At 60.9% G+C, this 24,989-nt stretch carries 23 protein-coding genes; 13 read left to right on the top strand and 10 right to left on the bottom strand.

Annotated elements, in window-relative coordinates:
* The first annotated feature begins 41 nt into the window (after positions 1-41).
* Entirely contained in the window at positions 42-1,016 is a 975-nt protein-coding gene (yjiA, locus tag GUY40_RS16270) for a GTPase (RefSeq protein ID WP_166569929.1), read from the top strand.
* 148 nt (positions 1,017-1,164) lie between these two features.
* Here yjiA and glyA read toward each other — a convergent pair whose 3' ends face one another.
* Positions 1,165-2,418: a serine hydroxymethyltransferase gene (gene glyA / locus GUY40_RS16265; RefSeq protein ID WP_166569928.1), complete on the bottom strand. Its 1,254-nt coding sequence runs from the start codon at positions 2,416-2,418 to the stop codon at positions 1,165-1,167.
* A 116-nt stretch (positions 2,419-2,534) separates the two neighbouring features.
* Entirely contained in the window at positions 2,535-6,359 is a 3,825-nt protein-coding gene (locus tag GUY40_RS16260; protein ID WP_218585458.1) for a bifunctional diguanylate cyclase/phosphodiesterase, read from the bottom strand.
* A 273-nt stretch (positions 6,360-6,632) separates the two neighbouring features.
* Between GUY40_RS16260 and ettA the strand changes: the two genes are divergently transcribed.
* On the top strand, positions 6,633-8,300 hold the full coding sequence (gene ettA, locus GUY40_RS16255; protein ID WP_166569927.1) for an energy-dependent translational throttle protein EttA: 1,668 nt from the start codon (positions 6,633-6,635) through the stop codon (positions 8,298-8,300).
* A gap of 233 nt (positions 8,301-8,533) precedes the next feature.
* Positions 8,534-9,871 (top strand): NADP-specific glutamate dehydrogenase, encoded by a 1,338-nt coding sequence (gdhA, locus tag GUY40_RS16250; protein ID WP_166569926.1) that lies wholly within the window; start codon positions 8,534-8,536, stop codon positions 9,869-9,871.
* A gap of 141 nt (positions 9,872-10,012) precedes the next feature.
* Here gdhA and GUY40_RS16245 read toward each other — a convergent pair whose 3' ends face one another.
* The 4 genes from GUY40_RS16245 to GUY40_RS16230 all read right to left on the bottom strand — a co-directional run bounded on the left by GUY40_RS16245 (position 10,013) and on the right by GUY40_RS16230 (position 13,299).
* Positions 10,013-10,510 (bottom strand): GreA/GreB family elongation factor, encoded by a 498-nt coding sequence (locus tag GUY40_RS16245; RefSeq protein ID WP_166569925.1) that lies wholly within the window; start codon positions 10,508-10,510, stop codon positions 10,013-10,015.
* A 72-nt stretch (positions 10,511-10,582) separates the two neighbouring features.
* Complete coding sequence (locus GUY40_RS16240; protein ID WP_166569924.1) at positions 10,583-10,783, bottom strand: hypothetical protein; 201 nt, start codon at positions 10,781-10,783, stop codon at positions 10,583-10,585.
* 91 nt (positions 10,784-10,874) lie between these two features.
* Entirely contained in the window at positions 10,875-12,728 is a 1,854-nt protein-coding gene (locus GUY40_RS16235; protein ID WP_166569923.1) for a DUF4105 domain-containing protein, read from the bottom strand.
* An 82-nt stretch (positions 12,729-12,810) separates the two neighbouring features.
* Positions 12,811-13,299 (bottom strand): DUF3015 domain-containing protein, encoded by a 489-nt coding sequence (locus tag GUY40_RS16230; RefSeq protein WP_166569922.1) that lies wholly within the window; start codon positions 13,297-13,299, stop codon positions 12,811-12,813.
* Positions 13,300-13,568: 269 nt separating this feature from the next.
* Here GUY40_RS16230 and GUY40_RS16225 point away from each other — a divergent pair, with 269 nt between their 5' ends.
* From GUY40_RS16225 to GUY40_RS16205, 5 genes are all read left to right on the top strand, one after another.
* Positions 13,569-16,007 carry a Lon protease family protein gene (locus GUY40_RS16225; RefSeq protein WP_166569921.1) on the top strand — a complete coding sequence of 813 codons (2,439 nt, stop codon included), beginning with the start codon at positions 13,569-13,571 and terminating at the stop codon, positions 16,005-16,007.
* A gap of 281 nt (positions 16,008-16,288) precedes the next feature.
* Positions 16,289-16,630 carry a hypothetical protein gene (locus tag GUY40_RS16220; RefSeq protein ID WP_166569920.1) on the top strand — a complete coding sequence of 114 codons (342 nt, stop codon included), beginning with the start codon at positions 16,289-16,291 and terminating at the stop codon, positions 16,628-16,630.
* 99 nt (positions 16,631-16,729) lie between these two features.
* The gene (locus GUY40_RS16215; protein WP_166569919.1) at positions 16,730-17,218 is read left to right on the top strand and encodes a TIGR00645 family protein; all 489 of its coding nucleotides are present in this window, start codon (positions 16,730-16,732) and stop codon (positions 17,216-17,218) included.
* A 138-nt stretch (positions 17,219-17,356) separates the two neighbouring features.
* Positions 17,357-17,653 carry a DUF6482 family protein gene (locus GUY40_RS16210; RefSeq protein WP_166569918.1) on the top strand — a complete coding sequence of 99 codons (297 nt, stop codon included), beginning with the start codon at positions 17,357-17,359 and terminating at the stop codon, positions 17,651-17,653.
* Positions 17,654-17,748: 95 nt separating this feature from the next.
* Positions 17,749-18,366 carry an FKBP-type peptidyl-prolyl cis-trans isomerase gene (locus GUY40_RS16205; RefSeq protein ID WP_166569917.1) on the top strand — a complete coding sequence of 206 codons (618 nt, stop codon included), beginning with the start codon at positions 17,749-17,751 and terminating at the stop codon, positions 18,364-18,366.
* Positions 18,367-18,457: 91 nt separating this feature from the next.
* On the opposite strand, the gene GUY40_RS16200 is transcribed toward GUY40_RS16205, so the two are convergent.
* The 3 genes from GUY40_RS16200 to GUY40_RS16190 all read right to left on the bottom strand — a co-directional run bounded on the left by GUY40_RS16200 (position 18,458) and on the right by GUY40_RS16190 (position 20,224).
* Positions 18,458-18,703 (bottom strand): hypothetical protein, encoded by a 246-nt coding sequence (locus tag GUY40_RS16200; protein WP_166569916.1) that lies wholly within the window; start codon positions 18,701-18,703, stop codon positions 18,458-18,460.
* A 120-nt stretch (positions 18,704-18,823) separates the two neighbouring features.
* Entirely contained in the window at positions 18,824-19,162 is a 339-nt protein-coding gene (locus GUY40_RS16195) for a zinc ribbon domain-containing protein YjdM (protein ID WP_166569915.1), read from the bottom strand.
* A 93-nt stretch (positions 19,163-19,255) separates the two neighbouring features.
* A complete protein-coding gene (locus tag GUY40_RS16190) occupies positions 19,256-20,224 on the bottom strand; it encodes a polyprenyl synthetase family protein (protein WP_166569914.1) in 969 nt (322 codons plus the stop codon).
* Positions 20,225-20,475: 251 nt separating this feature from the next.
* Here GUY40_RS16190 and rplU point away from each other — a divergent pair, with 251 nt between their 5' ends.
* From rplU to GUY40_RS16165, 5 genes are all read left to right on the top strand, one after another.
* Entirely contained in the window at positions 20,476-20,790 is a 315-nt protein-coding gene (gene rplU / locus GUY40_RS16185) for a 50S ribosomal protein L21 (RefSeq protein WP_166569913.1), read from the top strand.
* A gap of 35 nt (positions 20,791-20,825) precedes the next feature.
* The gene (gene rpmA / locus GUY40_RS16180) at positions 20,826-21,083 is read left to right on the top strand and encodes a 50S ribosomal protein L27 (protein WP_003228360.1); all 258 of its coding nucleotides are present in this window, start codon (positions 20,826-20,828) and stop codon (positions 21,081-21,083) included.
* Between the two features lie 194 nt (positions 21,084-21,277).
* Positions 21,278-22,498, top strand: coding sequence for an Obg family GTPase CgtA (gene cgtA / locus GUY40_RS16175; protein WP_166569912.1), 1,221 nt, complete (start codon positions 21,278-21,280; stop codon positions 22,496-22,498).
* Between the two features lie 111 nt (positions 22,499-22,609).
* Positions 22,610-23,728: a glutamate 5-kinase gene (gene proB, locus GUY40_RS16170; protein WP_166569911.1), complete on the top strand. Its 1,119-nt coding sequence runs from the start codon at positions 22,610-22,612 to the stop codon at positions 23,726-23,728.
* A gap of 11 nt (positions 23,729-23,739) precedes the next feature.
* A complete protein-coding gene (locus GUY40_RS16165; protein ID WP_166569910.1) occupies positions 23,740-24,198 on the top strand; it encodes a CreA family protein in 459 nt (152 codons plus the stop codon).
* Positions 24,199-24,530: 332 nt separating this feature from the next.
* Here GUY40_RS16165 and rpsT read toward each other — a convergent pair whose 3' ends face one another.
* Positions 24,531-24,803 (bottom strand): 30S ribosomal protein S20, encoded by a 273-nt coding sequence (gene rpsT / locus GUY40_RS16160; RefSeq protein WP_166569909.1) that lies wholly within the window; start codon positions 24,801-24,803, stop codon positions 24,531-24,533.
* Between the last annotated feature and the right edge of the window lie 186 nt (positions 24,804-24,989).

Raw genomic sequence — 24,989 nt, 5'->3', positions numbered from 1 at the left:
TTTTCTTTTATAAAGAGCCATCAAGCGTTAGCGAGCGTTCAATGTCCGAATTCACCCCTATTCCTGTCACGGTGCTGAGCGGCTTTCTTGGTGTGGGCAAGACCACCTTGTTGCGTCACCTGCTCAAGGCCGAGCACGGCCTGAAAATCGCTGTGATCGAGAACGAGTTCAGCGATGCCGGCATCGACACCCAATTGTTGGGCGACGAACCGGTGCAGGTCATGACCCTGGCCAACGGCTGCGTCTGTTGCACCATTCACACCGACCTGACCAAGGCCCTGTACCTGTTGCTCGAGCGGCTGGACAACGGCGAAATCGCCTTCGACCGGCTGGTGATCGAATGCACCGGCCTGGCCGACCCGGCACCGGTGGCCCAGACCTTTTTTATTGATGAAGAGCTGCGTGAGCGCTACATCCTCGATGGCATCATCACGCTGGTCGATGCCGCGCATGCCGATGTGCACCTGGCCCAGACCATTGCGCAGGCCCAGGTCGGCTTTGCCGACCGGCTGCTGGTGAGCAAGACCGACCTGGTCGACAAGGCCAGCTTCGAAGCCCTGAGCGAGCGCCTGACCCGCATCAACCGGCGTGCGCCGGTTCGGGTGGTGGAACACGGCAAGATCGATCTGGCAGAACTGCTGGATGTACGCGGCTTCAACCTCAATGCCGATCTGGGCGGCGGCCTGAACCTGCGCCCGCTGCTCAAGGGCAACTCCCTCGACCGGATCTCCAGCCTGGTGTTGCGCACGGATCAGGCGCTGGATATCGACAAGCTCAGCGAGTTCATGAATGAACTGCTAGAAGCCCATGGCAAGCAATTGCTGCGCTACAAGGGTGTGCTGAACATCGCCGGTGAGCCACGGCGGCTGGTGTTTCAGGGGGTGCTGAAGTTGTACGGTTTCGACTGGGATACCGAATGGGCTGAAGGTGAAACGCGGGAAAGCGTGATGGTGTTCATCGCCGATGAACTGCCCGAAGAAAAGATTCGGGCAGGCTTCGCAGCCCTCACTGCCTGAATGTTCATATCCCGGTAGGAGCCAGGCTTGCCTGCGATGGCGTCGGTGCGGGCGCCATCGCAGGCAAGCCTGGCTCCTACCCAGATGTATGTTGTGCACAAAAAAGCCCGGCGCAAGGGCCGGGCTTCTTCAGTTCAAGCAACCGCTATCAAGCGCCGTATACCGGCAGCTTGGCGCAGATGGCCTTGACCTTCTCGCGAACGGCGTCGATCACCGCTTCGTTGTTCAGGTCAGCCAGGATGTCGCAGATCCAGCCAGCCAGTTCACGGCACTCGGCTTCCTTGAAGCCACGAGTGGTCACAGCCGGGGTGCCGAAGCGCAGGCCGGAGGTGACGAACGGGGAGCGTGGATCGTTCGGTACGGAGTTTTTGTTCACGGTGATGAAGGCTTTGCCCAGAGCGGCGTCGGCGTCTTTACCGGAGATTTCCTGCTTGATCAGCGACAGCAGGAACAGGTGGTTCTGAGTACCACCGGAAACCACGTCGAAACCGCGCTCGATGAACACGCCGGCCATGGCCTGGGCGTTTTTCACCACTTGTTGCTGGTAAGTCTTGAACTCAGGCTGCAGCGCTTCCTTGAAGCAGATCGCCTTGGCCGCGATCACGTGCTCCAGCGGGCCGCCCTGGGCGCCCGGGAATACGGCCGAGTTCAGCTTCTTCTCGATCTCGGCGTTGGCACGGGCCAGGATCAGGCCACCACGTGGACCGCGCAGGGTCTTGTGGGTGGTGGTGGTCACGACGTCAGCGAACGGAACCGGGTTCGGGTAGACGCCAGCGGCAATCAGACCGGCGACGTGAGCCATGTCGACGAACAGGTAGGCCCCGACCTTGTCGGCGATTTCGCGGAAACGGGCGAAGTCCAGAACCTGCGAGTAGGCAGAGAAACCGGCCACGATCATTTTCGGCTTGTGCTCGACCGCCAGACGCTCGACTTCGTCGTAGTCGATCAGGCCGTTGCCGTCGATGCCGTACTGGACGGCGTTGTACAGCTTGCCAGAGGACGAAACGCTGGCGCCGTGGGTCAGGTGACCGCCGTGGGCCAGGCTCATGCCCAGGATGGTGTCGCCGGCTTGCAGCAGGGCCAGGTAAACAGCGCTGTTGGCTTGCGAGCCTGCGTGCGGCTGGACGTTGGCGTAGTCAGCGCCGAACAGCTCCTTGGCGCGGTCGATAGCCAGTTGCTCGACCACGTCGACGTACTCACAGCCACCGTAGTAACGCTTGCCCGGGTAACCTTCGGCGTACTTGTTGGTCAGCACGGAGCCTTGGGCTTCCATGACGGCTGGGCTGGTGTAGTTTTCCGAGGCGATCAGCTCAATATGCTCTTCCTGGCGCTGAGCTTCTTGCTCCATGGCGGCAAAGAGATCGGCGTCGTACTTGGCAATGGTCAAATCACGGCTGAACATGGCGGTCCTCAAGGATCGTGCTGAAAAGGGGGGCATTCTACCCCATCGGCTTTTGTCTGGCATATGAAAGGGCATCATGTCGCAGACAAGCGGAAGTCATAGTGCGGCTTGCGCCCTCAATCGAACATGAAGAGGGCTTCGTTGCTGAAGTGCGCTTCAAACTGGCTGGCCTGCATCGGCCGCCCGAACAGGTAGCCCTGAACCTCGTCGCAGCCGTGTTCGCGGAGGAAATCGAGCTGGTCGTGGGTTTCCACGCCCTCGGCGATCACCGCCAGGTTCAGGCTGTGGGCCATGGCAATGATGGCGCGGGCGATCTGGGCGTCCTGTTCGCCTTCCGGCAGGCCGTCGACGAAGGTACGGTCGATTTTCAGCACATCGATCGGGAACTGCTTCAAGTAGTTGAGCGACGAATAGCCGGTGCCAAAGTCATCGACCGCAATGCTCAGGCCGAGGAACTTCAAACGGTCGAGAATCAGCATGGCTTCGTTGACTTCGCGCATCAGGATACTTTCGGTCAGCTCCAGTTCCAGGCAGGCCGGCGGCAGGCGCGTGTCCTTGAGGATGTTGGCGATGCGCTCGCCCAGCTGGCCGTCGGAGAACTGCCGGGCGGAAATGTTGACCGATACTTTCGGTACCCGCACCTTGTTCTGGTGCCAGGTCTTGAGTTGACGACAGGCTTCGGCCAGCACCCAGTCGCCGACATCCACCACCAGGCCCAGCTCTTCGAGCACTGGGATGAAATCACCCGGCGGCACCAGGCCACGGCGAGGATGGCGCCAGCGCAGCAGGGCTTCGGCACCCGTCAGGCGTTTGCCGTCGCCGCTGAACTGTGGCTGGTAGTAGAGCACGAATTCTTCCTGCTCCAGGGCATGGCGCAGGTCGCTTTCAAGCTCAAGGCGCTCCAGCGCCGAAGCGTTCATGTCAGCCTGGTAGAACTGGAAGTTGTTCTTGCCGCGTTCCTTGGCGTGGTACATCGCGGTGTCGGCGTTTTTCATCAGCTGGCTCAGCTCGCTGCCGTCCTGGGGGCTCAAGGCGATGCCGACGCTGGCGGTGACGAAGAACTCGCGGTTCTCCAGCACAAAAGGTTTGACCAGGCTGCCGAGGATTTGCTCAGCCACGCTGATGGCACGGTTCAAGGCCATTTCACGGGTGGCGCGAGGCTGCAGCAGCAGGGTGAATTCATCGCCGCCCATGCGCGCCACGGTGTCGTCATCGGCCACACAGCCCAGCAGGCGCGTGGCCATTTCCTTGAGCATGCGGTCGCCTGCGGCGTGGCCCAACGAGTCGTTGATCGGCTTGAAGCGGTCGAGGTCGAGAAACATCAGCACCACCCAGGACTTCTGCCGCTCGGCCTGTTGCAGCGCGGTGTGCAGGCGGTCCTGGAACAGCGTCCGGTTGGGCAGGTGGGTCAGCGCGTCGTAATAGGCGAGGCGGTGAATGCGCTGCTCGCTGGCCTTGCGTTCGCTGATGTCGCTGAAAAAACACACGTAACTGGCCAGGTCGCCTTCGTCGTCCAGCACGGCCGTGATGCCGACCCAGGCCGGGTAATGCTCGCCGCTGCGGCGCTTGAGCCATACTTCGCCTTCCCAGGTGCCGCGGGTGTGCAGCTGCTTGAGCACATAACGCAGGTGCGCTTCCTGTTGCTGGTCAACCGTGAGGATGTTCGGCAGCTGGTCGAGCACCTGAGTCACGGCATAGCCGCTGACCCGGCTGAAGGCCTCGTTGGCCTGGACGATATAGCCGGCCGGATCGGTGATCAGAATCGCCGAAGTCGAGTGCTCGAACACCGTGGCGGCCATGCGCAGGTCTTTTTCCGCGCGACGTTGCTGGCTGATGTCGCGGCCGACGCCAAGAATGCCTTCGAAGTGATCGTTTTCGTCCCAGGCCAGCACCAGCCGCAGCTCGATCGGGATCTTGCGCCCGTCCGCGCGCAGGCAGTCGAACAGGTACAGCTGGGTCGGAATCTGCCGCAACAACGCAAGTTGCCGGGGATCGCCGAGGGCGCGGTTGATCCGTTCGATCAGCGAATAGATCCCGGTCAGCTGCGCCGGGTTGGCGATGGTGGTCTGCCAACCATTGGCAAAGATCCAGTCGAGGTCGTAGCCGAGCACTGAATGCGCCGACGGGCTGACATAGTTGAGCCGCAAGGCGCTGTCGGTCGAGAAGATCACATCACTGATGCTTTCGGCGAGCATGCGGTAGCGGTGTTCGCTGTCGCGCAGCGATTCGCTGGCCTCGATCTGCTCCGTGACGTCCTTGGCCACCCCGATGATGCGTGTGACCTGACCGCTGCGATCGCGGGCCAGGGCCTGTTCGCGAACGTCGAAGCGGCGCCAGCGCAGGTCGCGATGGCGGAAGCGCAGTTGGCACTGCAGCAGTTCTGCATGGCCACAGAGGCGCTGGCGATGGCGCATTTTGTGGTAATGCTCGGCATCTTCGGGGTGTAGCAGCACTTCCCAGAAATACTCGCCCATCTGTTGTAGCTCAGCCCGGTCGTAGCCCAGGGTCTGGCCCAGGTGATGGTTGCTGAAAATCATCCGCTGGCTTTGCACATCCTGCACGTACAGGTGGTCAGGCACCGTGCGGACCACGTCCGACCAGAAGCTTTCGCGTTCGAGCAACGACAGCTCGACGCGCTTACGGCTAGTGATGTCACTGATGCTGAGAATGATCGCCTGATCGTCACGCGGTTGCGCCGGGAAGCGCACCATCAGCCACAAATGCAGGTCCTGGCCCTGGCCATTGCTGAGCTTGATCTCGAATTCGCGCTGGCTTTGCCGGTCCAGCAGTGCCTCGATCAACTGGTAGCCAATGGCACTCACATCCAGCGGGCAGCCTTGAAACAGGATCTTCCAGGCGCCTTCGGTGCCGTTGACCCCGAGCAGTTGCAGGGCCACCTGATTGACCTCGGTGATCTTCAACTGTTGCAGCAGACCGTTGCGCTCATCGGGGTTGAGTTGCCGCCAGCGGTCCAGATCGGCGCTGGTGTGCAGGCGATGGCGCTCGAGCAGTGCCTGAACCCCGGACAGATCGAGCACGCACAGCGCGACCCCGGTGCCCTCGAAAATATCCTGATAGCGCCGCTGGCCTTCCTGCAGGGCGCGTTGGCGCTTACGCATATTGAACAGCGCCAGCAACGGCAGCAGTGAGCACACCAGCACCATCAGGCATTTACCGATCAGGGCGGGCAGTAGTTTCAGGCGTTCGCGTTCGGCGTCGAACAACCCGCGCAGCTGCCAGTCGCTGTGAGCGAGCGGTGCCAGCAGCACACTGTTGGCCGCAATGTCCGCGGCCAGCGCTGCGCCTTCGGTGGCACTGATGGTTTGGCCCCTGAGGTTTTCCAGGCGCCAGAGCGCTTGCGTGCCACGGTCGTGGCGATGGGGCAGGGCGACCTGGTAGGCCGCGTCCAGGCGCAGGGCCCAGTAGCCGTCGACCGCGTCGTCGTAGGGACGTATCAGCAGATAGATCGGTGCCCCTTCAGCGCCACCGCTGAAATACCAGGGCTGACCGCCGGCCGATGTGACCAGGTTCTGCAAGGTAACCTGGTCCTGGCTTGCCGCGGCGCTGTCGCTGATCATCTCGCCCCTGGCATCCAGCCAGGCCAGGCTGTGCAAGGCGGGCAGGGTGGTGCGCAGTTTCGCGACCGATTTCGCCAGCTCGGTGGCGCGGGTGTGTTGGCCGTTGGTCGGCAGCAGGCTGCGACTGACCTGGGCATTGAGTGCCATGTTCAGGTTCAGGTGGTCCGCCAGGTCTTCGCTGTAGCTGATGCTGGCGCGCCGTTGTTCAGTTTGGGTGCGCTGGAACTGATCCAGCAGCTGCCAGAACAGCAGGGCCAGCAATAGCAGCACGAGGATCGCCAGGGCACCTTTCAACGAGCCGCGCAGAGGCATGCCTGTCGCATCCGCGGGGAGTGGCAAGGACGGCTGAGTGAGATTGGTCAAACTGTGATCCTGCGGTATGGCTGTCCGTGGCAGGGAGTGTCGGCTTCGCGTGCCCTGGCGGGCCCGGGCCAAGGTTAACGTGAGGCGTGCACTATAAGCTGGACGCCCGAAGGGCGGCTAGCATGCCCTGAAGTGTGGCAGAGTGCCAGCTCTGTTCGTCGCGGTTTGCCCTGTCACGCGCATTCCGGTAGCTTTGCCCCCCACGCGGGCGCGCAAAGCACCCTGGACCCGAATCCCCCTCTTTTTCATCCGTCTCTGACGCTAGGTTCCTCCATGGCTCAATACGTCTACACCATGCATCGGCTGAGCAAAGTTGTGCCGCCGAAGCGGGAAATCCTCAAAAATATCTCCCTGTCGTTTTTTCCGGGCGCCAAGATCGGCGTGCTCGGCCTGAACGGTTCGGGTAAATCCACCTTGCTGAAAATCATGGCGGGCGTTGATACCGAGTTCGACGGTGAAGCCCGTCCGATGCCAGAGCTCAACGTCGGCTACTTGCCGCAAGAGCCGCAACTGGATCCGGCCAAGACCGTCCGTGAAGTGGTCGAAGAAGCGGTCAGCGTCATCAAGGATGCCCAGGCGCGTCTGGACGAAGTTTACGCAGCCTATGCCGAGCCGGATGCCGACTTCGACAAGCTGGCAGCCGAACAGGCCAAGCTGGAAGCCATTCTGCAGGCCAGCGATGGTCACAACCTGGAGCGCCAGCTGGAAGTCGCCGCCGATGCGCTGCGCTTGCCAGCCTGGGATGCCAAGGTTGAACACTTGTCCGGTGGTGAGAAGCGTCGTGTGGCCCTGTGCCGCCTGTTGCTGTCGGCCCCTGACATGCTGCTGCTGGACGAACCGACCAACCACCTGGACGCCGATTCGGTGGCCTGGCTTGAGCACTTCCTGCATGACTTCCCAGGCACCGTGGTTGCGATTACCCACGACCGTTACTTCCTCGACAACGTCGCCGGCTGGATCCTGGAACTCGACCGCGGCGCGGGTATCCCGTACGAAGGCAACTACTCGGGCTGGCTGGAAGCCAAGTCCGAGCGCTTGGCGCAGGAATCCAAGCAGCAGTCGGCTCACGAAAAAGCCATGAAGGAAGAACTGGAGTGGGTGCGTAAAGGCGCCAAGGCTCGTCAGTCCAAATCCAAGGCCCGTCTGCAACGCTTCGAAGAAATGCAATCGCAGGAATTCCAGAAGCGCAGCGAAACCAACGAGATCTACATTCCGGCCGGGCCGCGCCTGGGTGACAAGGTCATCGAGTTCAAGAACGTCAACAAAGGTTATGGCGATCGCGTGCTGATCGACAACCTGTCGTTCGCCATGCCAAAAGGCGCGATCGTCGGAGTTATCGGTGGTAACGGTGCTGGTAAATCGACCCTGTTCCGCATGCTGATGGGCAAGGAAACCCCGGATTCCGGCTCCATCGAGATCGGTGAAACCGTGCAGCTGGCCTGCGTCGACCAGAGCCGTGACGACCTGGAAGGCAACAAGACCGTGTTCCAGATGATTTCCGATGGTTCCGACCAGATTCGCATTGGCAACTATGAGATCCCGTCGCGCACCTATGTGGGCCGTTTCAACTTCAAGGGCGGCGACCAACAGAAGTTCGTCAAGGACCTCTCCGGTGGTGAGCGTGGCCGTCTGCACCTGGCCCTGACCCTGAAGGAAGGCGCCAACGTCCTGCTGCTCGACGAACCGTCCAACGACCTGGACGTTGAAACCTTGCGTTCGCTGGAGGAAGCGCTGCTGGACTTCCCGGGCGCCGCCATTGTGATCTCTCACGATCGCTGGTTCCTGGACCGTGTGGCTACCCACATCCTGGCGTACGAGGACGACTCGCAAGCGGTGTTCTTCGAAGGCAACTACACCGAGTACGAAGCGGACCGCAAGAAGCGTCTGGGCGATGCTGCTGCCCAACCGCACCGTGTTCGCTACAAGAAGCTGGCTCAGTAATAGGGCATTGCAGCGCACTTTCCGGGTGCGCTGAAAGCTTCTCGGGAAAGCCCGCTCCCGCAAGGCCCTGAAGGGTTTTGTGGGGGTGGGCTTTCCTGTTTCCGGGGTCTGTATTTATAGATTTGCACCAAATAATTTCATAAATACGACATATCGCCCTGTTGTGGGGCTCAATGAATTGTTAAAGTCCGCGCAAATTTTCCCTAACGACAACAATTTGCCGAGACCTTTCCATGATCGAATCCGTCGAAGATTTCCTGGCGCGCCTGAAAAAACGCGACCCGGACCAGCCTGAATTCCACCAGGCGGTCGAAGAGGTGCTGCGCAGCCTGTGGCCCTTCCTGGAAGCCAACCCGCACTACCTGCAATCGGGCATTCTCGAGCGCATGGTCGAACCCGAGCGTGCGGTGGTGTTCCGTGTCTCGTGGGTCGACGATCAGGGCAAGGTCCAGGTCAACCGTGCTTTCCGCATCCAGATGAACAGCGCCATTGGCCCTTACAAGGGCGGCCTGCGCTTCCACCCGTCGGTCAACCTGGGCGTGCTCAAGTTCCTGGCCTTCGAGCAAGTCTTCAAGAACTCCCTCACCTCGCTGCCCATGGGCGGCGGCAAAGGTGGCTCGGACTTCGATCCGAAGGGCAAGAGCGACGCGGAAGTCATGCGTTTCTGCCAGGCCTTCATGAGCGAGCTGTACCGCCACATCGGTGCTGACGTCGACGTGCCGGCCGGTGACATCGGCGTGGGCGCTCGCGAAATCGGTTTTATGTTCGGGCAGTACAAGCGCCTGGCCAACCAGTTCACTTCCGTGCTGACCGGCAAAGGCATGACCTACGGCGGCAGCCTGATTCGCCCTGAAGCCACCGGCTTTGGCTGCGTCTACTTCGCTGAAGAAATGCTCAAGCGCCAAGGCGAGCGGGTTGAAGGCAAGCGCGTGGCGATCTCCGGCTCCGGCAACGTGGCGCAATATGCGGCGCGCAAGGTGATGGATCTGGGCGGCAAGGTCATCTCCCTGTCTGACTCCGAAGGCACGCTGTTCTGCGAAGCCGGGCTGACGGAAGAACAATGGTCGGCGGTGATGGAGCTCAAGAACGTCAAGCGCGGTCGTATTCGTGACCTGGCCGGGCAGTTTGGCCTGGAATTCCGTGAAGGCCAGCGCCCGTGGAGCCTGGCCTGCGACATCGCCCTGCCGTGCGCCACTCAGAACGAGCTGGATGCCGACGATGCCCGTGCGCTGTTGGCCAATGGCTGCGTGTGCGTGGCAGAAGGCGCCAACATGCCGACCACGCTCACGGCGGTGGATATCTTTATCGAAGCCGGCATTCTCTTCGCGCCGGGCAAGGCCTCCAACGCCGGCGGCGTGGCAGTGAGCGGGCTTGAGATGTCGCAGAACGCCATGCGTCTGCTGTGGACGGCCGGAGAGGTGGACAGCAAGCTGCACAACATCATGCAGTCGATCCACCACGCGTGCGTGCACTACGGCCAAGAGAACGGTCGTATCAACTACGTGAAAGGCGCCAACATCGCAGGCTTCGTCAAAGTGGCGGACGCCATGCTGGCTCAAGGCGTGGTCTGAGGCATTCCGCATTCAGGTCGACTGAAACAAATCCTGCAGGAGCAGGCTTTAGCTGCGAAGGCCTGCGCAGCAGGCCCATCGATTGGGGCCGCTGCGCGACCCATCGCGGCTAAAGCCGGCTCCTACAGTAGGCTCCAGCCTTTAGATTTGAGGTTCGATGGCGATGACTTCGATCAACTGATCGCCCGCCGGTCGTCGCCACTGCACCTCATCACCCGGCCGGGCGCCCAACAGCGCGCGGCCCAGGGGTGAGCCCCAGTTGATCAGGCCCTTGCTGGCATCGGCCTGATCTTCTCCTACAAGCTGAACACGCTGCTCTTCGCCGTGTTCGTCGGCGTAGGTCACCACACTGCCGATCTGGATTTTCTCACTGGACGTTGCCATCGGCACCAGCTGCGCGCTTTGCAGCCGGGCGTTGAAGTAGCGCAAATCACGCTCCAGTTCTGCCACCCGCTGTTTGTCGCCCGCCTCGCCTTGATCGAGCTGCTCGCGGCGCTGCGCCTGCAGCAGGGCGACCTTGTCCTGTAACTGGCTCAGGCCTGCTGGCGTGACGTAGTTGGGCTGCTCGCTGACGCGCCGTTCAACAGGCGGGATGACCTGGTCGGCGGCTTGATCTTCATTGACGAATGCACGGCTCATGGCATATCTCCAGTCATGGAGTTTTTGGCCATGCTGACAGGTATCAAGTTGCACCGAATGTCTGAGAGCGACCTACCGTGAGCGGTAGATGCGAGCGCGATCGCGGTCCACTTCGCGCTGCCACCGGTCGTCGCGTTCTTTGCGTTTGTCGCGCACACGATCGTAGTAATTCTGCCAGTCCTGGTTGTAGCCCTCTTCATGCAAGGGCGCATGACCCGGCTGGCAGCCCGTGAGAATCGCCACAAACGCTATCGCTGCCCCGTACTGCCACATCGCTCGACTCCCGCGCCGAACAGCCGGCGCTCTCTCTGAAGTCTAGGCCGGTATTGGTCAGTGAATCGTCAATACGGTGTGATGAAAGTGTTCAGTAGTGGTACCACTTCAGTTCCAGCATCACTTCGTTCTGTGGCGACGAGAGCTGGCTGAAGGCCCGTTGCGCGCTCAGGCGCAGCCCCAGGTTGGAAGACAGCTCCCATTGCTGGTTCAGGCTCAGGCTTCGACGAATCTCGCCATTGGTGAAATAGTCGCCCTTGGCTTCGACGCTTAAATTACCCAGGCCGTTGCGCCACAGCACACCTGTGTTGAAGCCGGCGGCGGGGGCGACGAACTCGGCGAAATCGTTGTTGTGCTCGATACGTACGGTGCCGAGGGCAAAACCCAGCATTTCATCTCCGAGCTTCCAGGTGCCACCGGCGCCACCATTGACATGGCTGACCAGATTCTCGTCTTCATGCTTGCCCAGCACACGCTCAAGACCGCCTGTGACCTGCCATGACAAGGGTTGAAGCAGTTCATTGCGCGGGGTCAGCGAGCGGATGGTCGCCAGGTCCAGGCGCTGCACTTGCCAGCGGTTGTCCTCGTACTGGCGCAGTTTGAGCTGGAGGATTTCGATCTGCGCGCCCAGCGGGAAGCCGTACACGTTGTCGTTGAGGTCGTGATAGGCCATGCGCAGGCCGTACTCGGCAAAGGCCTTGTCTTCGCGGGTACCGACGCCCAGCTGCCCGGTGCGCGATTGATGGCCGTCTTCGGGAAAGCCCGGTTTTTCGATGTCGAGCGGGGGCGGCGGGTTGCGGTTGATGGCGCGCAGCAACTCGAAACTGCGCTGGCTGCGTGCCTCATCGCGCGCCTGGCCGTTGGCGCGGTAACGTTCAAGGCGATAAGCGGCGTCCTGGATCAGCGCGCGGCGTTCGGTAGGCAGCGCGTTGAACGCACTGGCCTGCAATTGTGTGGTATCGGCAGCTACGCGGTGTACCCATTGCTGTTCATCAAAGCTCAGCGGTTCGGCACGGGCCAGTAGCTCACGCTCGCGGGAGGGGCGGTACTGCACCTGCTCGACCAGCCCGGCCTGTTTGACCGCCTTGACCGTGTCGGTGGGGATGGCTGTCAGGGGAAACTGCGAAGTCAGGTCGAGCCCGGGGCGGGCGACCTGCAGCAGTTCGAGCAGGCGGTAGGAGCAGTTTTCATCGAAGAAGTAGTAGTCGAAGCGGATCTGCCGCAACTCCCAGATATGTTCAACCATGAGCCCGGTTTCTTCCGGCGAAAGGTTCAGCCGGTACTCCCACAGGTCGCGGTTTTCCAGGCTGCGGTATTCAGAGAGTTTTTCCTGGTACGGCACGAAGGCGAACAGGCCGGGGTAGCCTCCCATCAGGCCCTTCCAGGCGTAGAGAATGCTGTTGTCGTTACCTTCGATGTAGGCACCGAAGTTGACCGCGTAGCTGAGCAGGGCGGTCTGGTTGCTTTGCACGTCGGCCTGATCGATACGCAACAGCGTGTGCCCGAACATCGACGACGGGCTGTTCAGATAGGCTGCCGGAAAGATCAGCACCGCGCTGTGCGGGGCCACATCCTTGAACCACTGTTGATATTCCTGGCACTCGACGGTGGGCAGATCACTGAGCTGCATCTGCTCGCGCAACCAGCGGGTGCGGGCTGGAAAGACGCACTGGGCATGTTTGTCTTTCAGGCTGGCGGGGGCGTACAGGGCCTTGAGGGTCGCGGCCAATTCTTCCCCGGGGTGATGGCCGCCATCGGCAGACAGGAAGAACTTGGGATCATCCACGTGGCTGCGCCAGCCACCGAGCCTGGCGGTCTCGTAATGACCCAGGGCGATCCAGAACGGATCGTCGGCCAGTTGCTGTAAACGCGCGTTGTCGACAAGGGGAGCAGCATGCAGCGGGGCGCAGGCAATCAGCGCCAGGTAGGCAAGGCGTTTGAGCATACAAAGGCAACTAAGTCGATGGGTGATCCGTCACGGTCGGCACTTGAAAATACCCGCCCCGGCAGGGGCGGGTGGGCCGAGCTTAAGCCTGGGTTGCGTATTTGGCCAGACGTGGATCGCTTTTGAGTACGGCGAGGGTATTGGTGTGGACATCGTCGGCAGTCACCTGGGCGCTGCTGAAAATTTCCTGGAAGTGCTGGTGGGTGACGGCGGCAAAATGCGCGCGGTCTTCCGGCGCCACACCCAGTATCACGGCATAGGTGGTCAGCGCTTCGCCCTGGCCCTTGGCCATATCTTCGGACAGTTCATTCATCATGCCATTCATGGCAATCCAGGATTTACCGCCGTAGGTCAGCGCCGTAGTGGTCGAGCAACCGTTGGTGCCCGAAGTCATGCCAAATGTGGCGTTACCGGAGGTGCCGTTGGTGGTGGATGCAAGGAAGTGAGCCGGGGTGCCACGCTGGCCTTCAAACAGCATGTTGCCCCAACCGCAGTCCGGGCCGCCGGGCGCCTGGGCCATGGCGTTTATCGAGACCGCGGTGAACAGAGTACCCAGAAGAATCCGTTTCATAGCTTTGTTCTCTATTGGATTTGCAAACCAAGGTTCAGGGTTACCTGGTGCCTCAGCGGCTGCAGGCGCCAGGCGGGCCGGTTATGCGCCCGGCCGCACAGCCTGGAGTTTAGGCACGATCTGGCGGCTGCGTGATTAATTGCGAAACATTGTCTGAAAGTCGCGGCTTATGCGGAATATGCAGCGCTGGGGAGCGCAAGTGCCTTGCCAGCCGCTCGCGTGCGGCGCCAGAATGCCTTCATCTGTCCCGCCTGAAGTAAGGATGCCCGATGCCCGATCCTGTCGCTGCGAGCCTGCGTCTTGCGCCTGAAGCGCTGACCCGTCCGTTTTCCGCTGAACAGTTCGCTTTTACCACCACCAATGATCTGGAGCCTTTTCGCGGTGTCCTCGGCCAGGAGCGTGCTGTCGAAGCCTTGCAATTCGGCGTCGCCATGCCTCGTCCCGGCTACAACGTGTTCGTCATGGGAGAGCCTGGCACTGGCCGTTTCTCGTTCGTCAAACGCTATCTGAAGGCCGAAGGCAAACGCCTGAAAACCCCTTCTGACTGGGTCTACGTCAACAATTTCGACGAGCCCCGCGAGCCCCGCGCCCTGGAGCTGCCACCGGGCAGCGCCGGCGCACTCACCAACGACATCAACGGCTTGATCGACAACCTGCTGGCGACCTTCCCGGCAGTGTTCGAGCACCCCTCCTACCAGCAGAAAAAGAGCGCGATCGACCGTGCCTTCAATCAGCGCTACGACCGCGCGCTGGATGTGATCGAGCGTTTGTCGCTGGAAAAGGACGTCGCTCTTTACCGCGACAGCAGCAACGTCGCCTTCACCCCGATGATGGACGGCAAGGCGCTGGACGAGGCCGAGTTCGCGCAATTGCCGGAAGCCGACCGGGACCGTTTCCACGACGATATTTCGGCCCTGGAGGAGCGCCTCAACGAGGAGCTGGCCAGCCTGCCGCAGTGGAAGCGCGAGTCGAACAACCAGCTGCGCCATCTCAACGAAGAAACCATCACCCTGGCATTGCAGCCGTTGCTCGCACCGCTGTCGGAAAAGTACGCCGAAAACGCTGCTGTCTGCGCCTACCTGCAAGCCATGCAGGTGTACCTGCTGCGCACGGTGGTCGAGCAGGTCGTCGATGACAGCAAGACCGATGCCCAGGCCCGCAAACTGTTCGAAGAGCAGTACGCACCGAGCCTGGTGGTCGGTCATCACGTCAGCGGCGGTGCCCCGGTGGTGTTCGAGCCGCACCCGACCTACGACAACCTGTTCGGTCGGATCGAATACAGCACCGACCAGGGTGCGCTGTACACCACATACCGGCAACTGCGCCCGGGTGCGTTGCACCGGGCCAACGGTGGCTTCCTGATACTGGAAGCCGAGAAAATGCTCAGCGAGCCGTTTGTCTGGGATGCGCTCAAGCGCGCCCTGCAATCGCGCAAGCTGAAAATGGAATCGCCGCTGGGCGAATTCGGCCGCCTGGCGACCGTGACCCTCAACCCGCAGATGATTCCGCTGCAGATCAAGCTGGTGATCATCGGTGCGCGGCAGCTGTACTACGCCTTGCAGGACCATGATCCGGACTTCCAGGAGATGTTCCGGGTGCTGGTGGACTTCGACGAAGACATCCCGATGGTCGACGAGAGCCTGGAGCAGTTCGCCCAGCTGCTCAAGACCCGCACCTGCGAGGAAGGCATGGCGCCGCTGACCGTGGATGCGGTGGCCCGCCTGGCGACCTACAGCGCACGTCTGGCAGAGCACCAGGGGCGCCTGTCGGCGCGAATCGGTGATCTGTTCCAGCTGGTCAGTGAAGCGGATTTCATTCGTCACCTGGCCAACGATGAGATGACGGACGCCGGTCACATCGAGCGCGCCCTCAAGGCCAAGGCCACCCGCACCGGGCGAGTCTCGGCGCGGATTCTCGATGACATGCTCGCCGGCATCATCCTGATCGACACGGAAGGCGCGGCGGTAGGCAAGTGCAACGGCCTGACCGTGCTGGAGGTGGGCGATTCGGCGTTCGGTATACCGGCGCGGATTTCCGCCACGGTCTACCCGGGCGGCAGCGGTATCGTCGACATCGAGCGTGAGGTCAACCTCGGCCAGCCGATTCACTCCAAGGGCGTGATGATCCTGACCGGTTACCTGGGCAGTCGCTATGCCCAGGAATTCCCGCTGGCGATTTCCGCGAGCATCGCTCTGGAGCAATCCTACGGTTACGTGGACGGTGACAGCGCGTCGCTGGGCGAGGTTTGCACCTTGATCTCGGCCCTGTCGAAAACACCGCTCAAGCAGTGCTTTGCCATCACCGGCTCCATCAACCAGTTCGGTGAAGTGCAGGCGGTGGGCGGGGTCAACGAGAAGATCGAAGGCTTTTTCCGCTTGTGCGAAGCCCGCGGCCTGACCGGTGAGCAGGGCGCGATCATCCCGCACGCCAACGTGGCCACGCTGATGCTCGATGAGCGTGTGTTGCAGGCGGTACGTAACGGTCAGTTCCATGTGTACGCAGTGCGCCAGGCCGACGAGGCCCTGAGCTTGCTGGTGGGCGAACCTGCCGGTGCGCCGGATGAGCAGGGGCAGTTCCCGGAAGGCAGCGTCAACGCGCGGGTGGTGGAACGCCTGCGGGTGATCGCCGAAATGATCAGCGAGGAGGACCTCAAGGAGGCTGAGCGCGAGCACGCCGAACGGGCCCTGGCCGAGATCAAGCCAACCTGATGTTTACCTGTGGGAGCGGATTTATCCGCGAATAGGTCATCGCGGTGTGCCTGACACTAACGGTGACAACTATTCGCGGATAAATCCGCTCCCACAGGGTTACAAGGCCAGCATTGGTTCAGGAGGACGACGGTGGCATGACCGCTCGGCGCCCTTCGCTTCGCAAAAACGTTGCGATCGCTGGATTTCTTCTATCCTCAGGTCAGGGACAGCCACAGGTCACAGGATCGAAACAGCCTTCACCGCAAGGCTGAACAATCGTTTCACCGAGGATCGTCGCCATGCCGCGCACCCTCAGCCTTACACGCCAATGCCTGGGTCTGGTCACCCGCATCGAATGCACCATTCGCCCGTTGTCGGGCGATAACGGTCTGTGGACCCTGCTGTTCGCGGCCGGCATGGCCGGTGAGCAGCCATCCGCCATCAAAGCCCAAGGCCCCTTTCACGGCCCCTTCGTCGCCGAGTCGGTGCTCGCCGCCATCGTCGACAGTCTGACCCTGCACGGATATCAGGTCAGCGAAGGGCCACAGATCTGGTGCCTGCACCTGCAAGCGCAACTGCGCCGTATCAACGGCGAACGCTCGCGGCATTTGGGTGATTTCCAGTTTCATCCGGAAAGCTGACCGCCACCGGGTGGACCGTTTGACGCACGCTCAAGGCTTTTTCTGTCATGGGTGGCTGGTATACTCGCGCACGTTTTTTCCGGCCATCAGTGAGATCCAATGGAACGCTTTATTGAAAATGCGATGTATGCCTCGCGCTGGTTACTCGCGCCTATCTACTTCGGTTTGTCCCTGGGATTGCTGGCGCTGGCTCTGAAATTCTTCCAGGAAGTCTTCCATGTCTTGCCTAACGTCTTCGCTCTGGGCGAGGCCGACTTGATCCTGGTGCTGCTGTCGCTGATCGACATGGCGCTGGTCGGTGGCCTGCTGGTGATGGTGATGATCTCCGGTTACGAGAACTTCGTTTCGCAACTGGACATCGACGAAGGTTCGGAAAAGCTGAGCTGGCTCGGCAAGATGGACTCTTCATCCCTGAAGATGAAAGTGGCTGCGTCCATCGTGGCTATTTCCTCGATCCACCTGCTGCGGGTGTTCATGGATGCTCGCAACATCGAGACTCAATATTTGATGTGGTACGTGATCATTCACATGACCTTCGTGATCTCGGCCTTCGCCATGGGTTACCTGGACAAGCTGACCAAGCACTGATCACTGTTGCTCTGGCGCTACACCCGCCGCCCGTCCATTGCAAAACGGACGGGCGGTTGCGTTTTTGCCTTGTGCTTTGCACGGGGCTGTACGAAAAATAAACAGACCACTCGAATGTCCCAGTAGTGAGGTGTTGCAATGAACCTGCACGATCTGAACACACAGGCCAAGGCTGGCCATGTCGAGGAGCTCAACCTGATCGCCATTGAAGGCGGAGACTACCTGATTGAAGCGCGCGTCCATGGCCGTGCTCATCCGCTGTCGGATGCCAAGGGTCAGCGTGTGCGTGTGCATTCGGTCATCGAGGCGCGCGCCTGGTTGCAGCGGGTTCCGGATTTACCGCTCAATCTTGTGCACTGGTCGATACAGGATGAGATGTGCGGAATGAGCAGCGCCAATGAGGAAGACCTGAAGCTGCCGATTTCCCGCCGTTAGCCCCGGGTGCTGATCTGCTTTGCCGCAGTGTGCTAGGCTGCTCGCCCTTTTCATAAAGGGCGCGGTTCACGTGCGCCCTGCAGCGGAGCGAGACAATGTCCGAAATCAACCTGTCTACCGACGAAACCCGCGTCAGCTACGGCATCGGTCGCCAACTGGGCGGCCAGCTGCGCGACAACCCGCCACCGGGTGTCAGCCTGGAAGCCATCCTGGCCGGCCTGACCGACGCGTTCAATGGCCAGGCCAGCCGCGTCAGCGAAGAAGCGCTGTCGGCCAGCTTCAAAGTCATTCGTGAGATCATGCAGGCAGAAGCTGCAGCCAAGGCTGAAGTCGCTGCTGGCGCCGGTCGTGAGTTCCTGGCTGAAAACGCCAAGCGCGAAGGCATCACCACCCTGGCGTCCGGCCTGCAGTTCGAAGTACTGACCGCAGGTGAAGGCGCCAAGCCGACCGCTGAAGACAGCGTTCGCACCCACTACCATGGCACCCTGATCGACGGGACTGTCTTCGACAGCTCCTACGAGCGCGGTCAGCCTGCAGAATTCCCGGTCGGCGGCGTGATCGCTGGCTGGACCGAAGCCCTGCAACTGATGAACGCCGGCAGCAAATGGCGCCTGTACGTTCCGAGCGAGCTGGCTTACGGCGCTCAGGGCGTTGGCAGCATCCCGCCGCACAGCACGCTGGTATTCGACGTTGAGCTGCTCGACGTTCTGTAAGATTCGTGTGTGACCCATCGCAGGCAAGCCTTGCTCCTACGTAGGAGCAAGGCTTGTCGGATCGCCGCACCGCTGCGATGCTTTTACCTGTTCAACACCGCAACTCGCTGGTCGGGCGCAACGCCCGGGCATAGCAGAACAGAAACAGATTGCGCACCAACTCCTTGAGCACCACCGGCTCGCTGGAGTTCAGCCCATCGATATCCAGGTCACCCTGATCCCGCAGTTCGTCAAGCGCTTCCTCTTCCAGCACGGCACAGACCTCGCCGGTCTCGCGATGCAGAATACGAAGGTAAGGGTGTGGCCGGTCCAGCCAGGCGTCGATCAGATAAGTCATGATTAGTCTCCTTGAAAACACTTAATGAGAATAATTCTTATTATCTGAATAGCAAGAGACGATTTGAAAGTTTCGTGTAAAGCGGGGAGGTGAGGTTGCGCGAAGGCCACCTCGGAAGGCTTACACCTTGCGGACAAACTCGGACTTGAGCTTCATCGCGCCGATGCCGTCGATCTTGCAATCGATGTCGTGGTCGCCATCGCACAGGCGGATGTTCTTGACCTTGGTGCCGACCTTGACCACCAGTGAGGAGCCTTTGACCTTGAGGTCCTTGATCACGGTGACGGTATCGCCATCCTGCAGGACATTGCCCACCGAATCCTTCTTCACCGCGTCGGTCTCGGTCTCGGCTTCAGCCGTGGCCGACCACTCGTGGGCGCATTCCGGGCAGATCAGCTGGCTGCCGTCTTCGTAGGTGAATTCGGAATTGCATTCAGGGCAGGGAGGCAAAGTGCTCACTAAGGTTCCTCGGGACGTGCAGAAATAAAGCCCACATTGTATAGGGTTTTGCACGTCGCAGGGTAGGGCCCATCGAGCGATGGGCCGGGGGTATCAGTGCGTGCGGGCGACCGCGAACTCGCTCAACTCGACCAGCGCATCCCGGTACTCGTTGGCAGGCAGCACTTCCAGGCAGGCAATGGCGCGGGCGACATACTCACGGGCCAACTGGGCGGTGTACTCCAGCGCGCCGGCGGCTTCGACGGCGGCGCGGATGCTCTCGAGGTCTTCGATGCCGCCTTTCTGGATGGCCTGGCGAACCAGCGCAGCCTGCTCCGGCGTACCTTCACGCATGGTGTAGATCAACGGCAGGGTCGGCTTGCCTTCGGCCAGGTCGTCACCGACGTTCTTGCCCAGGGTTTCGGCATCGCCCTTGTAGTCCAGCAGGTCGTCGACCAGCTGGAAGGCCACGCCCAGGTGGTCGCCAAAGGTGCGCAGCGCTTCGATCTGTTCGGGCGTGGCCTCGGCCAGGGCGGCGGCACTGTGGGTCGAGGCTTCGAACAGCATCGCGGTCTTGCCGCGAATGACGTCCATGTAGACCTCTTCCGTGGTGCTGGCGTCGCGAATCTTCGACAGCTGCAGCACTTCACCTTCGGCGATCACGCGGGTGGCCTTGGAGAGGATCTGCATCACCGGCATGGAGCCCAGTTCAACCATCATCTCGAACGAGCGCGAATACAGGAAATCGCCCACCAGCACGCTCGGCGCGTTGCCCCACAGGGCATTGGAAGTGGCGCGGCCACGGCGCATGCCGGACATGTCGACCACGTCGTCATGCAGCAGGGTAGCGGTGTGCAGGAACTCGATGGTGGCGGCGAGCAGGCGCAGCTGGTCGCCTTCGCGCCCCAGGGCCTTGCCGCACAACAGCACCAGCAACGGGCGCAGGCGCTTGCCGCCGGCCGAGGTGATGTAATCGCCGATTTTCGACACCAACGGTACGCGCGACGTCAGTTGCTTCTTGATGATCTCGTCAACGGCGCTAAAATCGTCCGCCACCGCGCGGTAGAAAGCTTGGGGTTGCATCAGCGACAGTTGCTCCAGATAGGTTGCGCGGCATGCTAGGTCTCAGGCCAGAGCCTGTCAAGGCGAGCGCCTGCGGCATTGGGCCTGCACTTGCAAGCTGCCAGGCGCTTGCGTACAATCGCGCACCCTAACTTCCTGGGCAGCACCTGCCTTACGCAATTGCATGCGGGCCTTTCCAGCCCTGTGCAGCCATGCCAGCCGACTACTCTACTTATAAAGAGCTGGGTGAGCAGGATTATCGGAGAAATACCATGTCTTATGCAGTAATCGTTACTGGCGGCAAGCAATACAAGGTCGCCCCAGGTGAATACCTGAAGATCGAAAAACTGGAAGTCGCTACCGGCGAATCCATTACCTTTGATCGCGTTCTGTTGGTCGCCAACGGTGACGACGTGAATATCGGCGCTCCAGTTGTTGCTGGCGCTACCGTTGTGGCTGAAGTGATCTCCCAGGGTCGTCACGATAAAGTCCGCATCATCAAGTTCCGTCGTCGTAAGCACCACATGAAGCGTATGGGCCACCGCCAGTGGTACACCGAGATCAAAATCACCGGTATTCAGGCTTAATTTCAGCCTAATTCCTCACTAGGAGAATTGAACTCATGGCACACAAAAAAGCTGGTGGTAGTACCCGTAACGGTCGCGACTCAGAAGCCAAACGCCTTGGCGTGAAGATGTATGGCGGCCAGGTCATCAAGGCCGGCAACATCATCGTGCGTCAGCGCGGCACCCAATTCCACGCTGGCTACGGCGTTGGCATGGGTAAAGATCACACTCTCTTCGCTAAAATCGAAGGCGTGATCAAGTTTGAAGTAAAAGGCGCCTTCGGTCGTCGTTACGTGAGCGTTGTCGCGGCTTAATCGCGCGATCGCTGGAGAAGCCCTGTCTCACGACGGGGCTTTTTCGTTTGTGGGGTGAGTCTCTTGCAAAGCTGTTTGTCAGAGCTGCCGGCGCTGGTTGTTACGGTCGTTGATTGGGGCTGCGGCGCTCATTTTTGCAAGAGCCTTATGTCTTTGTGTTTTTCGGCTCGTCCGTGTGGCGAGAGGCGTTTTTTATGAAGTTTGTAGATGAAGTTTCGATCCGGGTGAAAGCCGGTGATGGCGGCAATGGCTGCATGAGCTTTCGGCGGGAAAAATTCATTGAAAATGGTGGTCCCAATGGTGGTGACGGTGGTGATGGCGGCTCGATCTACATGGTCGCCGACGAGAACCTGAACACCCTGGTCGACTACCGTTACACCCGGCATTTCGATGCTCAGCGCGGCTCCAACGGTGGCAGTACCGATTGCACCGGCGCCAAGGGTGAGGATCTGTTCCTGCGCGTTCCGGTCGGTACCACGGTGATCGACGCCAGCACTCAGGAAATCATCGGAGACCTGGTCAAGCCGGGGCAGAAACTGATGGTGGTGCAGGGTGGCTGGCACGGTCTGGGCAACACCCGATTCAAGTCCAGTACCAACCGTGCGCCGCGCCAGACCACGCCGGGCAAGCCGGGCGAGCAGCGCGACCTGAAGCTGGAAATGAAAGTGCTGGCGGATGTCGGTCTGCTGGGCTTGCCGAACGCCGGTAAAAGTACCTTTATTCGTTCGGTTTCGGCGGCCAAGCCGAAAGTCGCCGACTACCCGTTCACCACGCTGGTGCCGAACCTGGGCGTGGTCAGTGTCGATCGCTGGAAAAGCTTCGTCGTTGCCGACATTCCGGGCCTGATCGAAGGGGCTTCGGACGGCGCTGGCCTGGGGATTCGCTTCCTCAAGCACCTGGCGCGTACGCGTCTGCTGCTGCACCTCGTGGACATGGCGCCCATCGACGAAAGCAGTGCTGCCGACGCCGCCGAGGTGATCGTCAATGAGCTGGTCAAGTTCAGCCCGTCGCTGGCCGAGCGTGATCGCTGGCTGGTGCTGAACAAGTGCGACACCCTGCTTGAAGAAGAGCACGAAGCGCGCGTCAAGGAAGTGGTGGATCGCCTTGAGTGGGAAGGCCCGGTCTACGTGATCTCGGCCATCGCCAAGGAAGGGACTGAGCGCCTGAGCCGCGACATCATGCGCTACCTGGAAGACCGCGCCGACCGTCTGGCCAATGACCCGGCCTACGCCGAAGAGCTGGCCGACCTGGATCAGCGTATCGAAGATGAAGCGCGTGCCCAGCTGCAGGCCTTGGATGACCAGCGTGCCCTGCGCCGCAGCGGCGTCAAGAGCGTGCACGACATCGGTGACGATGACGATTGGGATGAAGAGGACGCTGAAGACGGTCCGGAAATCATTTACGTGCGCGACTGATTCATTGCAGTACACTAAACGCCGCTTTTTTAAAGCGGCGTTTTGGTATCTACGAATCAATTTCACGGGTGGCGCCGGCTCGCGTCACTCGCAGGCATAGGTTGGAAGACGATGCGGGACAAGGTGACGGGTGCGCAGCGCTGGGTCGTGAAAATCGGCAGTGCCCTGCTGACGGCTGATGGCAAGGGTCTGGATCGCGCCGCAATGGGCGTCTGGGTCGAGCAAATGGTGGCGCTGCATGAGGCGGGCGTCGAGCTGGTGCTGGTGTCCTCCGGGGCGGTGGCGGCCGGTATGAGCCGTTTGGGCTGGGTCAAGCGACCGAGTGCCATGAACGAGTTGCAGGCGGCGGCCTCGATTGGCCAGATGGGTCTGGTGCAGGCCTGGGAGTCGAGCTTTGCCGAGCATGGCCGGCACACGGCACAGATTCTGCTGACCCATGACGACCTGTCTGACCGCAAGCGCTATCTGAATGCGCGCAGCACCTTGCGCACCCTGGTCGAGCTGGGTGTGATACCGGTCATCAACGAAAACGACACCGTCGTCACCGACGAAATCCGCTTCGGCGACAACGATACCCTGGCGGCGCTGGTGGCCAATCTGGTCGAGGCTGACCTGCTGGTGATCCTGACCGACCGCGACGGCATGTTCGACGCCGACCCGCGCAACAACCCCGATGCCCAGCTGATTTACGAAGCGCGCGCCGATGATCCGTCGCTGGATGCGGTGGCGGGCGGCACGGGCGGTGCGCTGGGTCGCGGTGGCATGCAGACCAAGTTGCGTGCCGCGCGCCTGGCGGCGCGCTCGGGTGCTCACACGATCATCGTGGGTGGGCGTATCGAGCGCGTACTGGATCGGCTCAAGGCAGGCGAGCGCCTCGGTACATTGCTGTCGCCAGAGCGCGGCATGCTGGCAGCGCGCAAGCAATGGCTGGCCGGGCATCTGCAGACCCGTGGCACCCTGGTGCTGGATGCGGGCGCTGTCCAGGCCTTGCGCTCGGGTGGCAAGAGCTTGCTGCCGGTGGGTGTCAAAGTTGTTCAGGGCAGCTTTCGTCGTGGCGAAATGGTGGTCTGTGTGGCGCCGGATGGCATGGAAGTGGCGCGTGGCTTGGCCAACTACAGCGCGTTGGAAGCGCAGAAGATCATCGGTCAATCGTCTGAGGCTATCGAGGGCTTGCTGGGCTACATTGCAGAGCCCGAGCTGGTTCATCGCGACAATCTGATTCTGGTTTAAGGGAGCGCACAGTGCGAATGCTCAAGGGTGTGCTGGGCCTGCTGGTGGCATTGCCGCTGCTGGCTTCGGCCGAGGAAATCGGCCAGGTCTCGACGGTGTTCAAATTCGTCGGGCCGAACGACCGGATCGTAGTCGAAGCGTTTGATGATCCGAAGGTCGAGGGTGTGACCTGCTACCTGTCGCGCGCCAAGACTGGCGGCGTGAAGGGTGGCCTGGGGTTGGCTGAAGATCGTGCCGAGGCGTCCATCGCCTGTCGGCAGGTCGGGCCGATCCGTATCTCGCAAGAGTTGAAGGATGGCGAAGAGGTCTTCAAGGAGCGCACCTCGCTGGTGTTCAAGACCATGCAGGTGGTGCGCTTTCTCGATAAAAAGCGCAACACGCTGGTGTACCTGGTCTACAGCGATCGCCTGATCGAAGGCAGCCCGCAAAACGCCGTGACCGCCATCCCCATCCTGCCCTGGGCGCAGTAACCTTCAAATTCCAAGGGCGACGCGATACGTTGTAGGAGCGGACCCGGCCGCGATGGGCTGCGCAGCAGCCCCACGTTCTCCGGTCCGTCGCCGAGAATGCCGGGGCCGCTTCGCGCCCCATCGCGGCCGGGTCCGCTCCTACAGTAGGCCTGCAATTTTATGCATGGCTTCTGATATGCGCCGCCAGCGCTCCCCATCGTGGGAAGATACGTGCCCCTTCTTCGAACTGATCGGCTTGAACTAGCGGTTTTTGCCTGTGTCATGCCCGTCTGGTTCAAATTTCAGGCAATAAAAAACCGACCCTGAGGTCGGTTTTTCACAAAGCGTGTCGCTTAGGCAGCTTCTTTCAGTGCCTTAACGTGGCCATTCAGACGGCTTTTATGGCGAGCAGCTTTGTTCTTGTGGATGATGCCTTTATCGGCCATACGGTCGATAACTGGAACAGCCAGAGTGTAAGCAGCTTGCGCTTTTTCGGCGTCTTTTGCGTCGATGGCTTTGACTACGTTCTTGATGTAGGTGCGAACCATGGAACGCAGGCTGGCGTTGTGGCTGCGACGCTTCTCAGCCTGTTTTGCACGTTTTTTGGCGGAAGGTGAGTTGGCCACCGTCGAGCTCCTCGAAAGACTTGGGAATAGCAAACAAAATAGGCCGCGAATCATGCCGATGAGTTGAAGTCTTGTCAAGGGCGCTTGAGACGTTCCGCTGAGTGGTCATTCTTCAGAGAGGGTGATTCCCTTCTGGCGCACGACCTGTAAACTCGCGATTTTTTGGCTCTGTCTGCGTTGCGGCGC

This window comes from Pseudomonas sp. R5(2019) (genome assembly GCF_009905435.1).
Lineage (GTDB): Bacteria > Pseudomonadota > Gammaproteobacteria > Pseudomonadales > Pseudomonadaceae > Aquipseudomonas.
The sequence above is the reverse complement of the archived record's forward strand: the minus strand, read 5'-3'. Positions and strand labels throughout refer to the sequence as shown.

Excerpts from the sequence above, each read along its gene's own strand:
- GUY40_RS16240 (WP_166569924.1), bottom strand. The coding sequence starts at position 10,783 with ATGTGGCAGTACGGGGCAGCGATAGCGTTTGTGGCGATTCTCACGGGC.
- GUY40_RS16200 (WP_166569916.1), bottom strand. The coding sequence starts at position 18,703 with ATGACTTATCTGATCGACGCCTGGCTGGACCGGCCACACCCTTACCTT.
- GUY40_RS16205 (WP_166569917.1), top strand. The coding sequence starts at position 17,749 with ATGTCCGAAATCAACCTGTCTACCGACGAAACCCGCGTCAGCTACGGC.
- cgtA (WP_166569912.1), top strand. The coding sequence starts at position 21,278 with ATGAAGTTTGTAGATGAAGTTTCGATCCGGGTGAAAGCCGGTGATGGC.
- GUY40_RS16230 (WP_166569922.1), bottom strand. The coding sequence starts at position 13,299 with ATGAAACGGATTCTTCTGGGTACTCTGTTCACCGCGGTCTCGATAAAC.
- ettA (WP_166569927.1), top strand. The coding sequence starts at position 6,633 with ATGGCTCAATACGTCTACACCATGCATCGGCTGAGCAAAGTTGTGCCG.
- GUY40_RS16190 (WP_166569914.1), bottom strand. The coding sequence starts at position 20,224 with ATGCAACCCCAAGCTTTCTACCGCGCGGTGGCGGACGATTTTAGCGCC.
- GUY40_RS16210 (WP_166569918.1), top strand. The coding sequence starts at position 17,357 with ATGAACCTGCACGATCTGAACACACAGGCCAAGGCTGGCCATGTCGAG.
- rplU (WP_166569913.1), top strand. The coding sequence starts at position 20,476 with ATGTCTTATGCAGTAATCGTTACTGGCGGCAAGCAATACAAGGTCGCC.
- GUY40_RS16215 (WP_166569919.1), top strand. The coding sequence starts at position 16,730 with ATGGAACGCTTTATTGAAAATGCGATGTATGCCTCGCGCTGGTTACTC.
- rpmA (WP_003228360.1), top strand. The coding sequence starts at position 20,826 with ATGGCACACAAAAAAGCTGGTGGTAGTACCCGTAACGGTCGCGACTCA.
- glyA (WP_166569928.1), bottom strand. The coding sequence starts at position 2,418 with ATGTTCAGCCGTGATTTGACCATTGCCAAGTACGACGCCGATCTCTTT.
- GUY40_RS16225 (WP_166569921.1), top strand. The coding sequence starts at position 13,569 with ATGCCCGATCCTGTCGCTGCGAGCCTGCGTCTTGCGCCTGAAGCGCTG.
- yjiA (WP_166569929.1), top strand. The coding sequence starts at position 42 with ATGTCCGAATTCACCCCTATTCCTGTCACGGTGCTGAGCGGCTTTCTT.
- GUY40_RS16235 (WP_166569923.1), bottom strand. The coding sequence starts at position 12,728 with ATGCTCAAACGCCTTGCCTACCTGGCGCTGATTGCCTGCGCCCCGCTG.
- gdhA (WP_166569926.1), top strand. The coding sequence starts at position 8,534 with ATGATCGAATCCGTCGAAGATTTCCTGGCGCGCCTGAAAAAACGCGAC.
- GUY40_RS16245 (WP_166569925.1), bottom strand. The coding sequence starts at position 10,510 with ATGAGCCGTGCATTCGTCAATGAAGATCAAGCCGCCGACCAGGTCATC.
- GUY40_RS16220 (WP_166569920.1), top strand. The coding sequence starts at position 16,289 with ATGCCGCGCACCCTCAGCCTTACACGCCAATGCCTGGGTCTGGTCACC.
- proB (WP_166569911.1), top strand. The coding sequence starts at position 22,610 with ATGCGGGACAAGGTGACGGGTGCGCAGCGCTGGGTCGTGAAAATCGGC.